This window comes from Clostridium sp. (assembly GCF_047777555.1).
Lineage (GTDB): Bacteria > Bacillota > Clostridia > Clostridiales > Clostridiaceae > Clostridium_H.
The window spans coordinates 107,576-123,730 of the sequence record NZ_JBKEEV010000002.1 but is presented as its reverse complement, the minus strand read 5'-3'; the positions used below and the strand labels follow the sequence as shown (position 1 = coordinate 123,730).

Sequence of the window (16,155 nt, the reverse complement as noted above, 5' to 3'; positions counted from 1 at the left end):
CTAATGTGAAAGGCTAATACATAAAGAAAAAAGTAGATTTAATTAAATTAAAGGACTCATTTTCTCCATTTAAAAATGCATCGCATTTTTTTCAAGTTATGCTATAATGTAGGGGAATGGGTGTTCGATAAAATTTGTTAAAAAGTTGGTGAAAATATGAGTTTAAGATTTATATATGGTAGAGCTGGAACTGGAAAGAGCAGATATTGTGTAGATTCTATAGAAAAGAATTTAAAAGAAGGAGAGAAAGGTCCTTTAATATTAATTGTTCCTGAGCAGTTTTCTTTTCAAGCAGAGAAAAGTGTGGTGGAAAAGGTTAAGGGAACTGGAATCATAAATGTAGAAGTAACAAGTTTTAAAAGAATGGCTTACTCAGTATTTAATGAAGTTGGAGGGTCGACACGTAAGTTTATAAATTCTTCAGGAAGGCTTATGCTTATATTTAGTATAGTGAATAAGCTAAAAGAAGAACTAAGAATTTTTAAGACAGCTGCTGATCAGCAGGGATTTGTTAATACCATTGGAGATGTAATAACTGAGCTTAAAAGGTATGATATAAGTCCTCAGGAGCTTAAGTCCTCCATAAGCTTAATGGAAGAAGATGAGCTTTTAAGGGAAAAAGTTTTGGATATAAGCAATATATTTGAAAAATTTGAAGAGACCCTTCATAAAAATAAAGAATATTTAGACAGTGAAGATGAGTTAACCTTACTTTATAATAAGTTAGATAAGTCTACTATGTTTGATAATGGAGAGGTTTGGATTGATGAATTTAGTTCATTCACGCCGCAGCAGTACAATATAATTGAAAAACTTTTAAAAAAGACAAAAAGAGTAAATATCACCTTATGTATGGACTATAATATGGAGATAGAGAATGGGGATGTATTTGCACCAATAAAAAATACAAGAGATAAACTACTAGAATTGGCAAGGAATAATAATATCCAAGTTGAAGCTGATGTCATATTAAAGCATAACAAAGAGGATAGATTTAAGGATAGTAAAGAAATGCGATATGTGGAAGCTAATTATTTTAAATATCCATATAAACAGTATAAGGATAAAACAGAGGATTTAAAAATAATTAGAGCTTTAAATCCATATTCAGAAATTGAGAAAGCAGCAAGAGAAATAGTAGAAATGGCAAGGAGTAATGGTCTAAGGTTTAGAGACATTGCAGTTATAAGCAGGGATTTAGAAGCTTATGAGAAAATAGTAAAGACTATATTTGATGAGTATGAAATTCCTTATTTCATAGATAAGAAGAGGGAAATAGATGATAATCCACTTATTGTGCTTATAACCTCAGCTATAGATATATTTAATAGAAACTGGTCATATGAGGCTGTATTTAGATACTTAAAAACTGGGCTTATAAATATATCTAAAGAAGATATAGATATTTTAGAAAATTATGTTATGGCATATGGCATAAGGGGTAAAAAGAAATGGTCATCTATGTGGAAATATGGGAGCGAAGAAGTTTTAGACAAAATTAATGATATAAGACTTCAAGTTGTAATTCCTTTAATAAACTTTTATTCAAAGCTAAAAGGTAAAAAGAGTGCAGAGGAAATCTGTGCGGCTTTATACAATTTTTTATGCAGCATTGGAGCTAATGAAACTGTAGAATCTTGGGTAAATAGGTTTAAGGAAGATGGAGACCAGGACCTAGCAATGGAATACAGTCAAATTTGGAATATGGTAATCGAACTTTTGGATCAAGTAGTAGAAGTCTTTAGGGGAGAGAAAATAGAACTAAAAGAATTTGTAAAGATTTTATCCTTAGGATTTGGAGAGTATAAAATGGGGCTTATTCCACCATCTTTAGACCAGGTTTTAGTTTCAGATGTTGAGAGAGTTAGAACTCATGATATTAAACTTCTATATATAGTGGGAGTAAACGACGGCGTTTTTCCAGCAGTAGAAAAGGATGAGGGGATACTCTCAGATGCGGATAGAGATAAGCTCAAAAAGATAGGAATAGAAATTGCTGAAAATACAAAATCTAAGACCTTTGAAGAGCAGTATTTGATATATAGAACTCTTACCACAACAGGTAAGTATCTCAGAATATGCTATCCTATAGCTGATTTTGAAGGAAAGGCTCTAAGACCATCTATTATAGTATCAAGATTTAATTCTCTTTTCCCTAATATTAAGATTGAGAGCGATTCATTAGAAATAGAGGATGAAGGAGAAAATTTAGAACTGGTATCTAGAAAAATACCAACTTTTAATAAACTGGTATCTATTTTAAGAAAAGACCAAAAAAACATAAAAGTGAGTCCATTTTGGACAGATGTATACAGCTGGTATAGCGATGAGAAAAATGGGTTTAAGGAAAGATTAAAAACTGTATTTTCTGCTGCAGCTTTTACAAATGCAGTAGAGAACATAAGTGAGGAAAAGGCAAGAAAGATATATGGAGATAGGCTTTTCTTAAGTGTTTCCAGAATTGAAAAATATGTGTCATGTCCTTTTGCATATTACATTCAGTACGGACTAAAAGCAAAGGAAAGAAAGACTTTTGCACTTACTCCACCAGATTTAGGCACATTTATGCACAATGTTATTGATGAATTTTCCGCAGTTGTGGATAAAAATTCTTTAAAATGGTATGAGATAGATGAAAAATGGTGTAGAGATAAGGTCTCAGAGATAGTGGATAAAAAGGCTGAAGAAGTTTCAGGAGGAATTTTTAGCAGCTCTCCAAGATACAGATACTTTACTGAAAGGCTAAAGAGAGTGCTTGTAAAAACCATACTTATAATTGTAGAACATTTAAAAAGAAGTGGGTTTCAGCCTATAGGACATGAAATTGGGTTTGGAAGTGGAGAAAGTTATCCTCCAATAGAAATAGAGCTTTCAAGTGGAGAGAAGGTAAGGCTTATAGGAAGAATAGATAGAGTTGATAAGCTGGACTTAGAGAAAAAAGACTACTTTAGAATAATAGATTATAAGTCAGGAAATAAGGATTTTAGTCTTTCAGATGTTTATCATGGACTACAACTTCAGCTTTTAACCTACCTAGATGCAATACTAACAAATGAAGAACTAAAAGAAGATGATCAAGTGCTTCCAGGAGGAGTTCTGTACTTAAGAATTGATGACCCTATAATAAGGGGAAGCAGAAATCTTTCTGATAAAGAGGTAGAAGAGGAGATAATGAAGGCATTAAAGATGAAGGGACTTCTTATTGCAGACCCTGAAGTTGTAAAAGAAATGGATAGGCAAATAGATGGGGCATCATTAATAATTCCAGCGAGAATTAATAATGATGGTAGCCTAGGAAAGTCCTCTTCAATAGGAACAGAAGAACAATTTAGAATGCTTAGAGAACACGTTAAGAAAAAGTTAGTGGAATCATGCGAATCCATGCTAAGAGGAGATATAAAGATAAATCCTATTAAAAGCAAGAATTTAGATGCTTGTACTTACTGCGTATATTCTGCCATATGCCAATTTGATACCAACTTTGAAGGCAATGGGTATAGAACTATCAAAGATGAAAGCGATGAAGAAATATGGAAGAGATTAGAGAAGGAAAAACAAGAAAAGTTAGGTGAAAGTTAGCGGTGAGTAATTAAACATAGGGAGGTTGAAAGTTTGGAAGATACAAAATGGACTAAAGAACAGCAGGCTGCAATTGATACCCATGGGTGTAATCTGTTAGTGGCGGCTGCAGCAGGTTCTGGAAAGACTGCGGTTCTAGTTGAAAGAATAATAAAGATGATAACGGATTTTAAAAATCCTATAGATATAGATAGACTGCTTGTTGTGACTTTCACAAACGCAGCAGCATCGGAAATGAAGGAAAGAATAGCAAAAGCTATAAGTGATGAGCTAACAAAGCATCCAAAATCAAGACAGCTTCAAAGGCAGCTTACCCTCATTAATAAAGCCAGCATTACTACAATGCACTCTTTTTGTTTAGAAGTTATAAGAAATAATTTTCACTATATTGATTTAGACCCTAACTTCAGGATTGGTGATGAAACTGAGACTATACTTCTTAAGGGAGAAGTTATAGAGGAAATGTTTGAAGAGATGTATGAACCTGAAAGGTGCAGTCATGAGTTTTTAAGTTTAGTAGAGTTTTACAGCAGCAATAAAAATGATTTAGAACTTCAAAATATAGTATTAAATCTATATAATTTTGCAATGGCATCTCCAAATCCTAGAGATACATTGATTAAAATGGCTGAAGATTTTAATGTAGATGAAGATTATGACTTTGGAGAGTCTAAGTGGGCAAAGGTTTTAATTGAAGATGTTAAGATTGAGGCTATTGGACTAAAAAAGAAGATGGAAAATGCCATTAAAATAATAAATGAAACAGAAGGATTAGAACCTTATTTAGAAAATTTTCAAAGTGAATTAAACATGATTAAAGAAGTTATAGTGAGTACAGATATATCATGGAGTTCCCTATTTGATTCGCTTGAAGGAGTAAAGTTTAGTAAACTAAAGCCATGTAAAAAGTGTCAGGATAAAGATGCTCAAGATAAAGTTAAGAAGATTAGAGAAAAGGTAAAAAAACAGCTGCAGAATGACATAAAAATGAGAATTACATCATATTCAAATAAGGAAACAGCTTTAGATTTAAAATCTCTTTACCCTGTAATGAAAGCACTTTCAAATTTGGTGCTAGAATTTATGGATAGATATGCTGAGGCTAAAAGGGATAGAGGTATAATTGATTTTAATGACTTTGAGCACTTTTGCATTGATATTTTAGGGCATTCTGAGGTATCTTCAAGGTTAAGAGAAAAGTATGTAGAAATACTTGTAGATGAATATCAAGATAGTAATGATGTTCAAGAAGCTATTATTAATTTCATAGCTAGAAAAGATGAAACTACAGGCAAAAATATAAATGTGTTTATGGTTGGGGATGTGAAACAGAGCATTTATAGGTTTAGACAGGCAAAACCTGAATTATTCCTTCAAAAATATAATACTTATTCAATAGAAGAGGGAGCAGCAGAGAGAAAAATTAAATTATTTAAGAATTTTAGAAGCAGAAAAGAAATATTAGATGGTACTAACTTTATTTTTAAGCATGTAATGTCTGAAAGTGTAGGAGAATTAGAGTATGATGAAGATGAAGCTTTAAATCTTGGAGCAGATTATGAAGAATTGGATGGAGATAGGTCTTTAACTGCAGGGCCTATAGAGATAAATATAATTGAAAAGAATTATGAAGATTTAGAAAGTGATGATACAGAGGAAAAAGAAGAAGAATTACTTGATAATATACAAATAGAAGCGAGATTTGTAGCAAAAAGGATAAATGAACTTGTAAATCCAAAGTACGGCGAACCATTTAAAGTTTATGACAGGGATTTAAAGTCATATAGAAATGTAGAGTATAGGGATATAGTTATACTTCTAAGAAGTACTGCAAACTGGGCTCCTGTGTTCATGGATGAGCTTAAAGAAAACTTAGTTCCAGCTTATGCGGATGTAGGAAGTGGATATTTTGAAAGCTTAGAGATAAAAACAATTTTATCACTGCTTCAAATAATAGATAATCCGCGACAAGATATTCCTCTTATTGCAGTATTAAGGTCTCCTGTTGCTTCCTTTACTCCAGAGGAGCTTATAGATGTGAGAATGACAAGCAAAACTGGAGATTTTTATGAAGGCATTTTAAATATTATAAATAGTGAAGACAAGGATATAGCACAGGATGAGCTTAAAGAAAAATGCAGCGCATTTTTAGAGAAACTAAAAATATGGAGAGATAAGTCTATTCATATGCCTATAGATGAATTCATATGGTACTTATATACGGATACAGGATACTATGGCTATGTAGGTGCTTTAAATGGAGGAATACAAAGACAAGCAAATCTTAGAATACTCTTCGAAAGAGCTAGACAGTATGAGAAAACCAGCTATAAGGGATTATTCAATTTTATAAATTTTATAAACAGGCTGAAGGTAAGCAGTGGAGACATGGGAAGTGCTAAGATCTTAGGTGAAAATGATAATGTAGTTAGGATAATGAGTATCCATAAGAGTAAGGGGTTAGAGTTTCCTGTAGTATTCTTAAGTGCATTAGGAAAGAACTTCAACATGAAGGATTTAAACAGAAGAATTTTGTTTCATGGAGAATTAGGTTTTGGTCCAGATTATATAGATCTTGAAAAGAGATTATCCTACTCTACTGTGGTAAAAGAGGCATTGAAAGAGAAGATAAAGATAGAAACTTTATCAGAAGAAATGAGAATTCTCTATGTTGCTTTGACAAGAGCTAAGGAAAAGCTTATAATGACAGGATCGGTAAAGGACATAGAAAAGAAGTGTAAGGAATGGAGTTATGGACTTTACGATGATGATGAAAAACTTTCTCAGCATGAGATACTTAAAGCCAAAAGTTATTTAGATTGGATTTGTCCTGTGGTTATGAGACATAAAGATGGTGAACCTCTTAGAAATAAAGCAGGTATACAAGAATACGAAAGAATTAATCTAGTAGAAGATGATTCTAAATGGAAGGTAGAGTTTTATAATATAAGCAATGTGATTAATGAGAAAAAAGAAGACATAGAACAGATTGAACTAGAAAGCATAGAAGATATTGAGAACATAAGATTAAATAGTATATATTATGATGAAATCAATGAAAGGCTGAACTGGAAATACTCATATATAGAAGCCTCAAAACTTCCAACCTTGCTTACAGTTACAGAACTTAAAAGAATGCAGAATAGAGATATGTATGATGATTATTCAACTAATGTATATACTCCAAGTCTAGTAAAAAAACCATCTTTTATGGAAAAGGACAGAAAGCTTACAGGAGCTGAGAAGGGAACGGCTATACATGCTGTAATGCAAAAGATTGACTATAAAAGAGAGTTAAACAGAGAAGAAATAGAAAGACAAGTTAAAGGATTAGTGGAAAACGAACTAATCACTGAAGAACAAGCTGAAAGTGTAGATATTTCAAAAATACTGAACTTTTTTAATTCAAATATAGGAAAGAGAATGATTAAATCACAAAAGGCATATAGGGAAGTGCCTTTCCATATGGAAATAAAAAGCACAGAAATTTACAGGGACATTCCTAATGATAAATATATGGATGAAAATATAATGGTTCAAGGAATTATAGACTGCTACTTTGAGGAGAATGGAGAGGTTATTCTTGTGGATTACAAAAGCGATTACTTTAAAAAAGGAGAAGAGAAGGCTATAATAGATAAGTATAAGATTCAAATAGAACTTTATGCAAGGGCAATTGAAGAGATTACAAATAAAAAGGTTAAGGAAAAGTATCTTTACTTATTCTATGGTGATAAAGAAGTAGAGGTAAAATGAAAGGAGTTTTAGTATGGAGATCATGGTAAAATCCATACAGGATTTTCAGGTTAATGACAAAATAGATGGCTTTTTTGTAATAAAGAGTGCAGAATGCAGAACAGCCAGCAATAGTAAGAAATATTTAGACTTTACTATAGCTGATAAAACTGGGGAGATAAATGCAAAGTACTGGAATTACAATGAAGGTGATGAAGAAATTTATAAACCTAATATACTTATAAAAGTAAGAGGTAGCGTTACTCAATGGCAGAATAATGTGCAATTTAAGATAGACAGGATTAGGCTTACTAATGAGCAGGATAATGTAAATATAGCTGATTTTGTTCCATCAGCTCCATATTCACCAGAATATATGTTTAATGAAATACTTTGGTATCTTAACAAGATAAATAACAAGGATATTAAGGGAATTGTTCAAACTATTATCAATGACAATAGAGATAAAATAATGCATTTTCCAGCGGCTAAGAAAAATCATCATGCTGTAAGGTCAGGACTTTTATACCATACTCTTACTATGCTTAGGGCTGGAGAAAAACTTTGTGAGGTATACACATTTATAAACAAAGATTTGCTCTATGGAGGCATAATACTTCACGATCTTGCGAAGATGGATGAAATGGATTCTAGTGAACTTGGTATAGTCAGTGATTACACTGTAGAAGGTCAGCTTTTAGGACACATAATTCAAGGGATTAAAAATATTGAAGTTGCAGCTTTAAGCATAGGAGCTGATAAAGAGATTACAATGTTATTACAGCACATGGTTCTATCTCATCATTATGAAGCAGAATTTGGAAGCCCTAAAAAGCCAATGTTTCCAGAGGCTCAAATGCTGCACTATTTAGATACAATGGATGCTAGTCTTTATGATATGCATAAGGCATATAACGAAACAAATAAAGGAGAATTCTCAGAACCTATATGGTCTTTAGACAAAAGAAAAGTATATAAGTTTAATACTGAATTTTAAGGGTAATACAATTTATTTGTATTGCCTTTTTATATTATTAAATTTTATAAATTTAAGCATACTAATATGGTAAAATTTTATTTTTTTGTAATATAAAAATGCCTTAATTGGAATAATGTTTCTAGAGAGATATTTTTAAATTTATAAGTCTATTTTTTTAAATGAAAAAATATAGATAATATTATATGATCTGAAGGAAGAAAATTCTATTTATAGAATATTATATACAATACTAAAGGAGGAAGGGATTTTACTATGAAGATTTTATTTGCAGCTGCTGAAGCTTATCCATTTATGAAAACTGGAGGTCTTGGAGATGTAGCTTATGCACTTCCAAAAGCATTAGTAAAGTTAGGAGTTGATGTCAGAGTTATCATACCAAAATATTCAAAGATACCGCAAGAATATATCAGCAGGATGGAAAAGGTTGCAGAATACAATGTACAGGTTGGATGGAGAAATCAATATTGTGGGCTTTTGCATTTAGAACATGATAATGTTCATTTTTATTTTATAGATAATGAATACTATTTGAAGAGAGGAAGCACCTATGGAGATTTTGATGATGGAGAAAGATTTTCTTTCTTTTCAAAAGCAATTTTAGAAGCTATAAAGTATTTTGGAGACTTTGTTCCAGATATACTGCACTGCAATGATTGGCATACGGCTATTGCAATACCACTTTTAAAGGAACATTATAAGAATGATTCAAGATATAAAAATATAAAAACTGTATATACTATACACAATCTAGAGTATCAAGGGATTTTTCCAAAAGAAATGCTTGGAGAACTTTTAAATCTAGGTATGGAATATTTCTCGGAGGATAAACTTAAATATTATAATGCAATATCTTTTATGAAAGGAGGCATAATTTTTTCAGACATAATAACAACAGTAAGTCCGACCTATGCACAGGAAATAAAAACTGAATACTATGGAAAAGGGCTTAATGGGCTTTTAAGAAGCAGAGAAAATGACCTATATGGAATAATAAATGGAATTGATACAGATTTAAATAATCCTATGACGGATAAAAACATTTTTCAAAACTATGATGAAAATAATCTTTATGGAAAGGAAAAAAATAAACTAGAGCTTCAAAGGTATTTAGGATTACCTCAAAACAAGGATATACCTATGATAGCTATGGTAACAAGACTTGAAGAGCAGAAAGGATTGGATTTAGTAAAAGAAATCATAGAAGAATTGTTTAGAGAAAATATTCAGTTTGTAGTCCTTGGAACGGGAACGCAAAGATATGAAAATATGTTTAAGTTCTTTGCGTGGAAGTATCCAGATAAGGTCTCTGCAAATATTTATTTTGATGATTCTCTTGCTCAAAATATTTATGCTGGTTCTGATATGTTTTTGATGCCATCAAGGTTTGAGCCTTGTGGTATAGGACAGCTTATAGCCTTAAGATATGGAAGTGTCCCAATAGTTCGCGAAACAGGTGGATTAAATGACACTATTTACTCTTTTAATCAATTTACAGGAGAAGGAAATGGCTTTAGCTTTAAGGAGTATAATGCTCATGATATGTTATATACCATAAGGAGGGCTATAGGAATATTTTATGATAAAGGTGCCTGGAATTACTTGGTTAAACGATGTATGAGAGATGATTATAGTTGGAATAAGTCAGCGGAACAATATATTAATATATATAATAAGCTATTAGGTAAGTAATATATAGGAGTGGAATAAATGAAATTAGACAAAGAGACAATAAAGAAAGATTTTTCTAGAAAACTCATAGCTATGTTTTCAGAAGATGTAGAGGAAGCCTCAAATCTGCATAAATATTTAGCTTTTGGAAGCTTAATAAAAGAATACTGTGCAGAAAATTGGATGATGAGCAATAAAGCATATACAAAAGGTGAAAAAAAGCAGGTTTATTATTTTTCAATGGAATTCTTAATAGGAAAGCTTCTTAGAAGCAACCTATTAAATTTAGGTATAGAAAAAGAAAGTGAAGAAGCTTTAAAAGAATTGGGTATTGATTTAAGTGAGCTGGAGGAATCAGAAATGGATGCAGGCCTTGGAAATGGAGGTCTTGGAAGATTAGCCGCTTGTTTTTTGGATTCAATGGCATCTCTTGAGATTCCAGGTCACGGATGTGGAATAAGATATAAATATGGACTCTTTGAGCAAAAGATAGTAAATGGGTATCAAGTTGAGATACCAGATAATTGGTTAAAAGAGGGAAATGTATGGGAAACAAGAAAGGATGATAAGGCTGTAGTTGTAAAATTTGGGGGCAATGTTACACCAGTTATGGTAAATGGCAGGTTAAATTTCATCCACGAAAATTATCGAGCAGTAAAAGCAGTACCTTATGATACTCCAATAATAGGATATAATAATAAAACTGTAAATACTTTAAGACTTTGGAGTGCAGAGACATTCGAAAAGGATAAAGACCTAGATTTTTCATTTTTTAAATATGGAAATTATTCTAAGGCTGTAGAGTATAAATCTTCAGTGGAATCTATATCTCAAATTCTTTATCCAGATGATTCACAAATAGAAGGAAAAATCTTAAGACTAAAACAGCAATACTTTTTTGTTAGTGCAGGAATACAAAGCATAATAAGAACTTATAAAAAGAGAAATAAACCAATAAATGAATTAGACAAATATGTAGCAATTCACATCAATGATACTCATCCTGCTCTAGCTGTACCTGAGCTTATGAGAATACTTATTGATGAAGAATGTTTGGGATGGGATGAAGCTTTTGAAATAACTAAGAAGGTTATATCATATACAAATCATACTATAATGGCGGAAGCACTTGAAAAATGGCCTATAAATATATTTAAGGGATTGCTTCCAAGAATATATATGATTGTAGAGGAAATAAATAGAAGATTTATTGAAGAGATTAAGGAAAAGTACCATGAAGATTGGAATAAGATAAATACCATGGCAATAATAAGTTCAGGTCGAGTTAAAATGGCTAATTTAGCTATAATTGGGGGACATTCAGTAAATGGAGTAGCAAAACTTCATACTGAAATATTAAAAAAGAGAGAACTTGAAAACTTCTATGAACTCTATCCAGAAAGGTTTAATAATAAGACTAATGGTATAACTCATAGAAGATGGCTATTACAATCTAATCCTAAGCTTGCGGAACTTATAACAAATACTATAGGAGATGTTTGGATTAGAAATCCTATAAAACTTGAAGAGTTAGAGAAGTATGCTAAAGATAGCGGTTTCCAAGAAGAATTATATAATATAAAGAGAAACAACAAAATTAAGTTTGCAAAAGAAATAGAAACCAAGTATGGAATAGCTATAAATCCAGATTCTATTTTTGATGTTCAAGCAAAAAGACTTCATGCATATAAGAGGCAGTTATTAAACGTAATTCATATAGCTTATCTATATAATAATTTAAAAGAAAATCCTAACTTAGATATAATGCCGCGAACTTTCTTCTTCGCAGCTAAAGCATCTCCTAGTTATTATTTAGCAAAAGAGATTATTAAACTAATAAATACTATTGGAGATAAAATCAATAATGACAAGTCAATAAGAGATAGGATAAAGGTTGTATTTTTAGAAAATTATAGGGTTTCTTTAGCTGAAAAAATAATACCTTGTGCCGATGTCAGTGAGCAAATATCCACTGCATCAAAGGAAGCTTCAGGAACAGGAAATATGAAATTTATGATGAATGGTGCTGTTACTATAGCTACCTTAGATGGTGCTAATATAGAGATTAGAGATAGAGTAGGAGAAGATAATATTGTAATCTTTGGTCTAACTGCAGAGGAAGTTATGAATTATGAGAAGAATGGTGGATACTTGTCAAAGGAATTATATTATAAGGACAGAAGAATCCATACAGTAATGGATCAAATGACTAACGGATATTTTGGAGTACCAAGTTCTGAGTTTAAAGATATTTATAATTATTTAGTTGAGAAGAATGATGAATACTTCGTATTTAAAGATTTTGATTCTTATGTAAAGGCACAGGAAAAGATAGATTCTTTATATAGACAAAGAAGTAAGTGGATGGAGATGTGCGCAATAAATATTGCAAAATCAGGTGCATTTTCAAGCGACAATACTATTTTGCAGTATGCAAAGGAGATATGGCACAACTATAAATAGTTTAGATGTTATAAAACAGTTTAATGGCTTCGTTGAGTTTAAAAGTGGAGAAGCTTAAAAAGAACAAACCCAATTTGGGATTGTTCTTTTTTAGGTGGATTATTCTGTGTCTTTATCTTCTGAAGTGTTAGTGCTGTTAACTTCATTTTTCATGTTATCAGTATTACTAGCTGCATTATCAGAAGAGGTATTATCAATTGAATTTGAGCTTACTGTACTACTTTCAGCATTAGGTATGTAGATTTCTAAACCTACGCTTAATGCTGAAGGATTGGTTATATTGTTTTTGCTCATAATTAGATTAATTGCAGAATTAATATCTGTGTTAGGAAGATATTCTTGAGCTATAGTATAAAGACTATCGCCTTCTTGAACTATATACTTTGTGCAGTTAGATGTATCTATGTTATTAACTGGTATCATTAATTTAGAACCTACGGTAAGAAGTTCACGATTTTTGATATTATTCATAGTTTCTATTGTTTTAACAGCTTCTTCTTGGCTTTTCCAAGGCATAGTTTTTCTTGCGATGCTAAATAAAGTATCTCCTTGTTGTACGGTATAATCTATATACTTTTCAACAGAATTATTGTTTGCAGTTTTGCTTTCCTCAGTATTGAGTGAGACATTGCTACTTTGCTTACCAACTGATGCAGTATTCTTTGTTGTGTCAGTATTTACATTGTTATCACTTTGGCTTGAAGAAGTATCTTCAACGCTGATAATATTTTCTTTATCTGAGCCGTCGATTAAGTTATTTAAGCTTCTCGTCATGAAAAATACCGCTAGAAATAATACTACTGATGATGAAATTATTATTAATGTTTTTTTAATTTTAGAATTCATATACTAAAATACCCCTTTCATAATATGTACTTATCTTGATTATTGACACATATAATTTTTTTAAACTTGTCTAAGTTAATTTTTTTATAAAAAATTTTACATATTTTAATGTTTTTTTATGCAAACTCTTATATATAAATATGTTTAAGGAGGTATTTCTATGGATTTACACAGAGTTCATGAAATTATAAATAGCCCAGACAAGGTAACAGTATTGTATAAGGATCATCCTGTATGGATTGAAGAAGTTGATAATAACTCTAAAACAGCCCAGATTAGGACACTAGATACAAGAAAAGTTATGGGAGTATATGTAGAAGACTTGACAGATACAGGTGAAGTTACTGGAAAAATAAATCAATAAATGCCTAGAGGTGAAATGAATGTTTATTAGGAGAGATGTTTATGAAACTAAGATAGGAAATTATTTATTTGTTATGAATGAAAGCAGAGGAGGAATAGAGGTTTTTGATGATCATAATAATATGATAAAAAATATAAATGAAGTTCCAGAAAATTTTAGAGAGTTCAAAGCAAAAGCACATAAAATATATAAAGAAATAGAAGAAGGAGAGTAAAGACTAGGAGATAATATTTAAAAGTTTAGGAAGTTTAACCGCTGTGCTGAGTTTAGAAGGACAGTTTAGGAGTGTAGAAGAGTAGGGAGGTTATAAAAAAAGGCTGGTTGATGGATAGATGGGAGGAGTAAGATATGGGTAAAATAGTAGGACACTACATAATGCCTCACCCGCCAATCATAATTAAAGAGGTAGGAAAAGGAGAAGAAAATAAAGCTATAAATACGGTAAATGCTTGCAATAAGATAGGAGAAGAAATAAGCAAATTTAGACCAGATACAATAATAGTTATAACTCCTCATGGACCTTTATTTAGAGATGCATTATCTATCTCTATACTGCCAAAAGTGAGTGGAGACTTAGGAAACTTTAATGCTCCAGAAATCAAGTTCAATATTGATGTGGACTTAAAGCTTTCAAGAAAGATAAGAGATAAGGCATATAGAGAAGGAATAATAACAGTTCCCATTGATGAAAAGGCATCTATGCAGTATGGAATCTCACTAGAACTTGACCACGGCAGCATGGTGCCTCTTTATTTTATAAATAATTACTATGTAAATTACCAGATAGTACATATAACTTATGGACTTCTATCTAAAGAGGAGTTATATAGATTTGGAATGATAATAAAAGAATCTGTAGAAGAAAGTAACACCACTGCAGTAGTAATTGCCAGCGGAGATTTATCTCATAGATTAAATAATGAAAGTCCTTACGGAGCAGGAGAGCATGGAGAGACATTCGATAAAAAGTCTATGGAATTACTGCAAAATGGAGATATATTAGGTTTATTCAGTTTAGATAGAAAGATTATAAAAGACGCTGGAGAATGTGGATTGAGGTCATTTTATATTCTATCGGGAACTATGGATGGATGCGATGTTAAGGGTGAGCTTTTATCTTATGAAGGACCTTTTGGCATTGGATATGGTGTTATGAAATTCTATACAAGAGAATGTGAAGAAAGAAAATTTCTAAATAAAATATCAGATATGAAGAAAAAGGAAATGAAAAGAATAAGAGAATGTGAAGATATATATGCAAAATTAGCTAGAAGCAGCCTTGAGCATTATGTAAAAACAGGTGAGTACATAGATGTACCAGTACTTTATGAAAAAATGCTTACTGAAAGAAACGGAGTTTTTGTATCTATAAAAAAAGATGGAGAACTTAGAGGATGCATAGGTACTATTTTTCCTACTACAGATTGTATAGCTAAAGAAATAATAAAAAATGCAGTAGAAGCAGGGCAAAGAGATCCTAGATTTTCACCAGTAGAAGAGGAAGAACTTCCATACCTGGAATATTCAGTAGATATATTAATGCCTCCAACTAAAGCCGTTAAAGAGGAATTGGATCCTAAAAAATATGGGGTAATAGTAAGAAAAGGTTCAAAAACAGGAATTTTGCTTCCAGATTTAGATGGGGTAGACACAGTAGAAGAACAGATATCCATAGCTTTAGATAAAGCAAATATAGATAAAAATGAAGACTATGAAATAGAAAAATTTGAAGTCATAAGAAAAGGAAGTAAGTGTTAATAAAGTAATTGTAAAAATAAGGGAAAATGGTATAATTAAATTGTAATTTGCACTAAAGAGATAGTAATTAATACAGAAATATTAGAAAAATATTTTAAAAGTTTAGGCGACAAAAGGTGGGGTGGGGCACAAGAATATGAATATTAAACTAAGGGAATATATAGATTCTTTAGATGAAGATGTGTTAAAACTTCAAGTAATTGATATGTACAGGATTTTTCCAGAGGTTAAAAGATACTATGATTTAAAGATAAACCCTGATTTAGAAAGAAAACTTTTAGAACAATATAAGATGTTGATAAAGAAGAAATTCTATTTCTACAAAGGAAAGGTAAAAGTTAGATATGCAGACATTAGTAAAATTATAAGGGAATTTAATGATAAAGCAACTATGCCTGATAATGTTGTAGAACTAATGCTTTATTATATTGACTTAGGAATAGAGCTCGCCAATACTTATGGTATGGCGGAAGAAGAATTTTATATAAATGTTGAAGCCACTTTTCTTAAGGCCTTAAAACATATTTCCAAATATGACTTAAAAGATACATTTAAGGACAAAGTGAAGAGTATAGTAGAAAGTATTTTAGTTACACAAGGTGATTTTAAAAACAATATGAGCAATATACTTTTCTCCTATTATTAATCATTTATGTAAATATAAAAATGATAAATAATTTAAGAAAAAATAGAGAATTATAAACTATATAATATATATGCCAAAAATATAGGAGGAAAAGTA

Annotated in this window: 10 protein-coding genes; 9 read left to right on the top strand and 1 reads right to left on the bottom strand. The window is 31.2% G+C overall.

All coding sequences use genetic code 11. The features are described 5' to 3' along the window. Positions 1-156: 156 nt before the first annotated feature. The 5 genes from addB to ACFWTK_RS03720 all read left to right on the top strand — a co-directional run bounded on the left by addB (position 157) and on the right by ACFWTK_RS03720 (position 12,445). Positions 157-3,579, top strand: coding sequence for a helicase-exonuclease AddAB subunit AddB (gene addB, locus ACFWTK_RS03740; RefSeq protein WP_415874793.1), 3,423 nt, complete (start codon positions 157-159; stop codon positions 3,577-3,579). 33 nt (positions 3,580-3,612) lie between these two features. Next, on the top strand, positions 3,613-7,335 hold the full coding sequence (gene addA / locus ACFWTK_RS03735) for a helicase-exonuclease AddAB subunit AddA (RefSeq protein WP_415874792.1): 3,723 nt from the start codon (positions 3,613-3,615) through the stop codon (positions 7,333-7,335). A 13-nt stretch (positions 7,336-7,348) separates the two neighbouring features. Then, complete coding sequence (locus tag ACFWTK_RS03730) at positions 7,349-8,311, top strand: 3'-5' exoribonuclease YhaM family protein (RefSeq protein WP_415874791.1); 963 nt, start codon at positions 7,349-7,351, stop codon at positions 8,309-8,311. Positions 8,312-8,566: 255 nt separating this feature from the next. Further along, entirely contained in the window at positions 8,567-10,003 is a 1,437-nt protein-coding gene (gene glgA / locus ACFWTK_RS03725) for a glycogen synthase GlgA (RefSeq protein ID WP_415874790.1), read from the top strand. Positions 10,004-10,021: 18 nt separating this feature from the next. Next, entirely contained in the window at positions 10,022-12,445 is a 2,424-nt protein-coding gene (locus ACFWTK_RS03720; RefSeq protein WP_415874789.1) for a glycogen/starch/alpha-glucan phosphorylase, read from the top strand. A 99-nt stretch (positions 12,446-12,544) separates the two neighbouring features. Here the strand turns inward: ACFWTK_RS03720 and ACFWTK_RS03715 are convergent, their stop codons facing one another. Beyond that, complete coding sequence (locus ACFWTK_RS03715; RefSeq protein WP_415874788.1) at positions 12,545-13,291, bottom strand: LysM peptidoglycan-binding domain-containing protein; 747 nt, start codon at positions 13,289-13,291, stop codon at positions 12,545-12,547. Positions 13,292-13,451: 160 nt separating this feature from the next. Between ACFWTK_RS03715 and ACFWTK_RS03710 the strand changes: the two genes are divergently transcribed. The 4 genes from ACFWTK_RS03710 to ACFWTK_RS03695 all read left to right on the top strand — a co-directional run bounded on the left by ACFWTK_RS03710 (position 13,452) and on the right by ACFWTK_RS03695 (position 16,059). Further along, on the top strand, positions 13,452-13,655 hold the full coding sequence (locus ACFWTK_RS03710) for an H-type small acid-soluble spore protein (protein ID WP_415874787.1): 204 nt from the start codon (positions 13,452-13,454) through the stop codon (positions 13,653-13,655). A 19-nt stretch (positions 13,656-13,674) separates the two neighbouring features. Further along, the gene (locus ACFWTK_RS03705; protein WP_415874786.1) at positions 13,675-13,869 is read left to right on the top strand and encodes a hypothetical protein; all 195 of its coding nucleotides are present in this window, start codon (positions 13,675-13,677) and stop codon (positions 13,867-13,869) included. A gap of 134 nt (positions 13,870-14,003) precedes the next feature. Then, positions 14,004-15,413, top strand: coding sequence for an AmmeMemoRadiSam system protein A (gene amrA, locus ACFWTK_RS03700; RefSeq protein WP_415874785.1), 1,410 nt, complete (start codon positions 14,004-14,006; stop codon positions 15,411-15,413). Between the two features lie 136 nt (positions 15,414-15,549). Beyond that, positions 15,550-16,059: a DUF6155 family protein gene (locus ACFWTK_RS03695; RefSeq protein WP_415874784.1), complete on the top strand. Its 510-nt coding sequence runs from the start codon at positions 15,550-15,552 to the stop codon at positions 16,057-16,059. Positions 16,060-16,155 lie beyond the last annotated feature (96 nt).

Bases quoted from the DNA above. Each gene is read 5' to 3' on its own strand.
- ACFWTK_RS03715 (WP_415874788.1), bottom strand. From the start codon at position 13,291: ATGAATTCTAAAATTAAAAAAACATTAATAATAATTTCATCATCAGTA.
- amrA (WP_415874785.1), top strand. From the start codon at position 14,004: ATGGGTAAAATAGTAGGACACTACATAATGCCTCACCCGCCAATCATA.
- ACFWTK_RS03730 (WP_415874791.1), top strand. From the start codon at position 7,349: ATGGAGATCATGGTAAAATCCATACAGGATTTTCAGGTTAATGACAAA.
- ACFWTK_RS03695 (WP_415874784.1), top strand. From the start codon at position 15,550: ATGAATATTAAACTAAGGGAATATATAGATTCTTTAGATGAAGATGTG.
- ACFWTK_RS03710 (WP_415874787.1), top strand. From the start codon at position 13,452: ATGGATTTACACAGAGTTCATGAAATTATAAATAGCCCAGACAAGGTA.
- ACFWTK_RS03705 (WP_415874786.1), top strand. From the start codon at position 13,675: ATGTTTATTAGGAGAGATGTTTATGAAACTAAGATAGGAAATTATTTA.
- glgA (WP_415874790.1), top strand. From the start codon at position 8,567: ATGAAGATTTTATTTGCAGCTGCTGAAGCTTATCCATTTATGAAAACT.
- addB (WP_415874793.1), top strand. From the start codon at position 157: ATGAGTTTAAGATTTATATATGGTAGAGCTGGAACTGGAAAGAGCAGA.
- ACFWTK_RS03720 (WP_415874789.1), top strand. From the start codon at position 10,022: ATGAAATTAGACAAAGAGACAATAAAGAAAGATTTTTCTAGAAAACTC.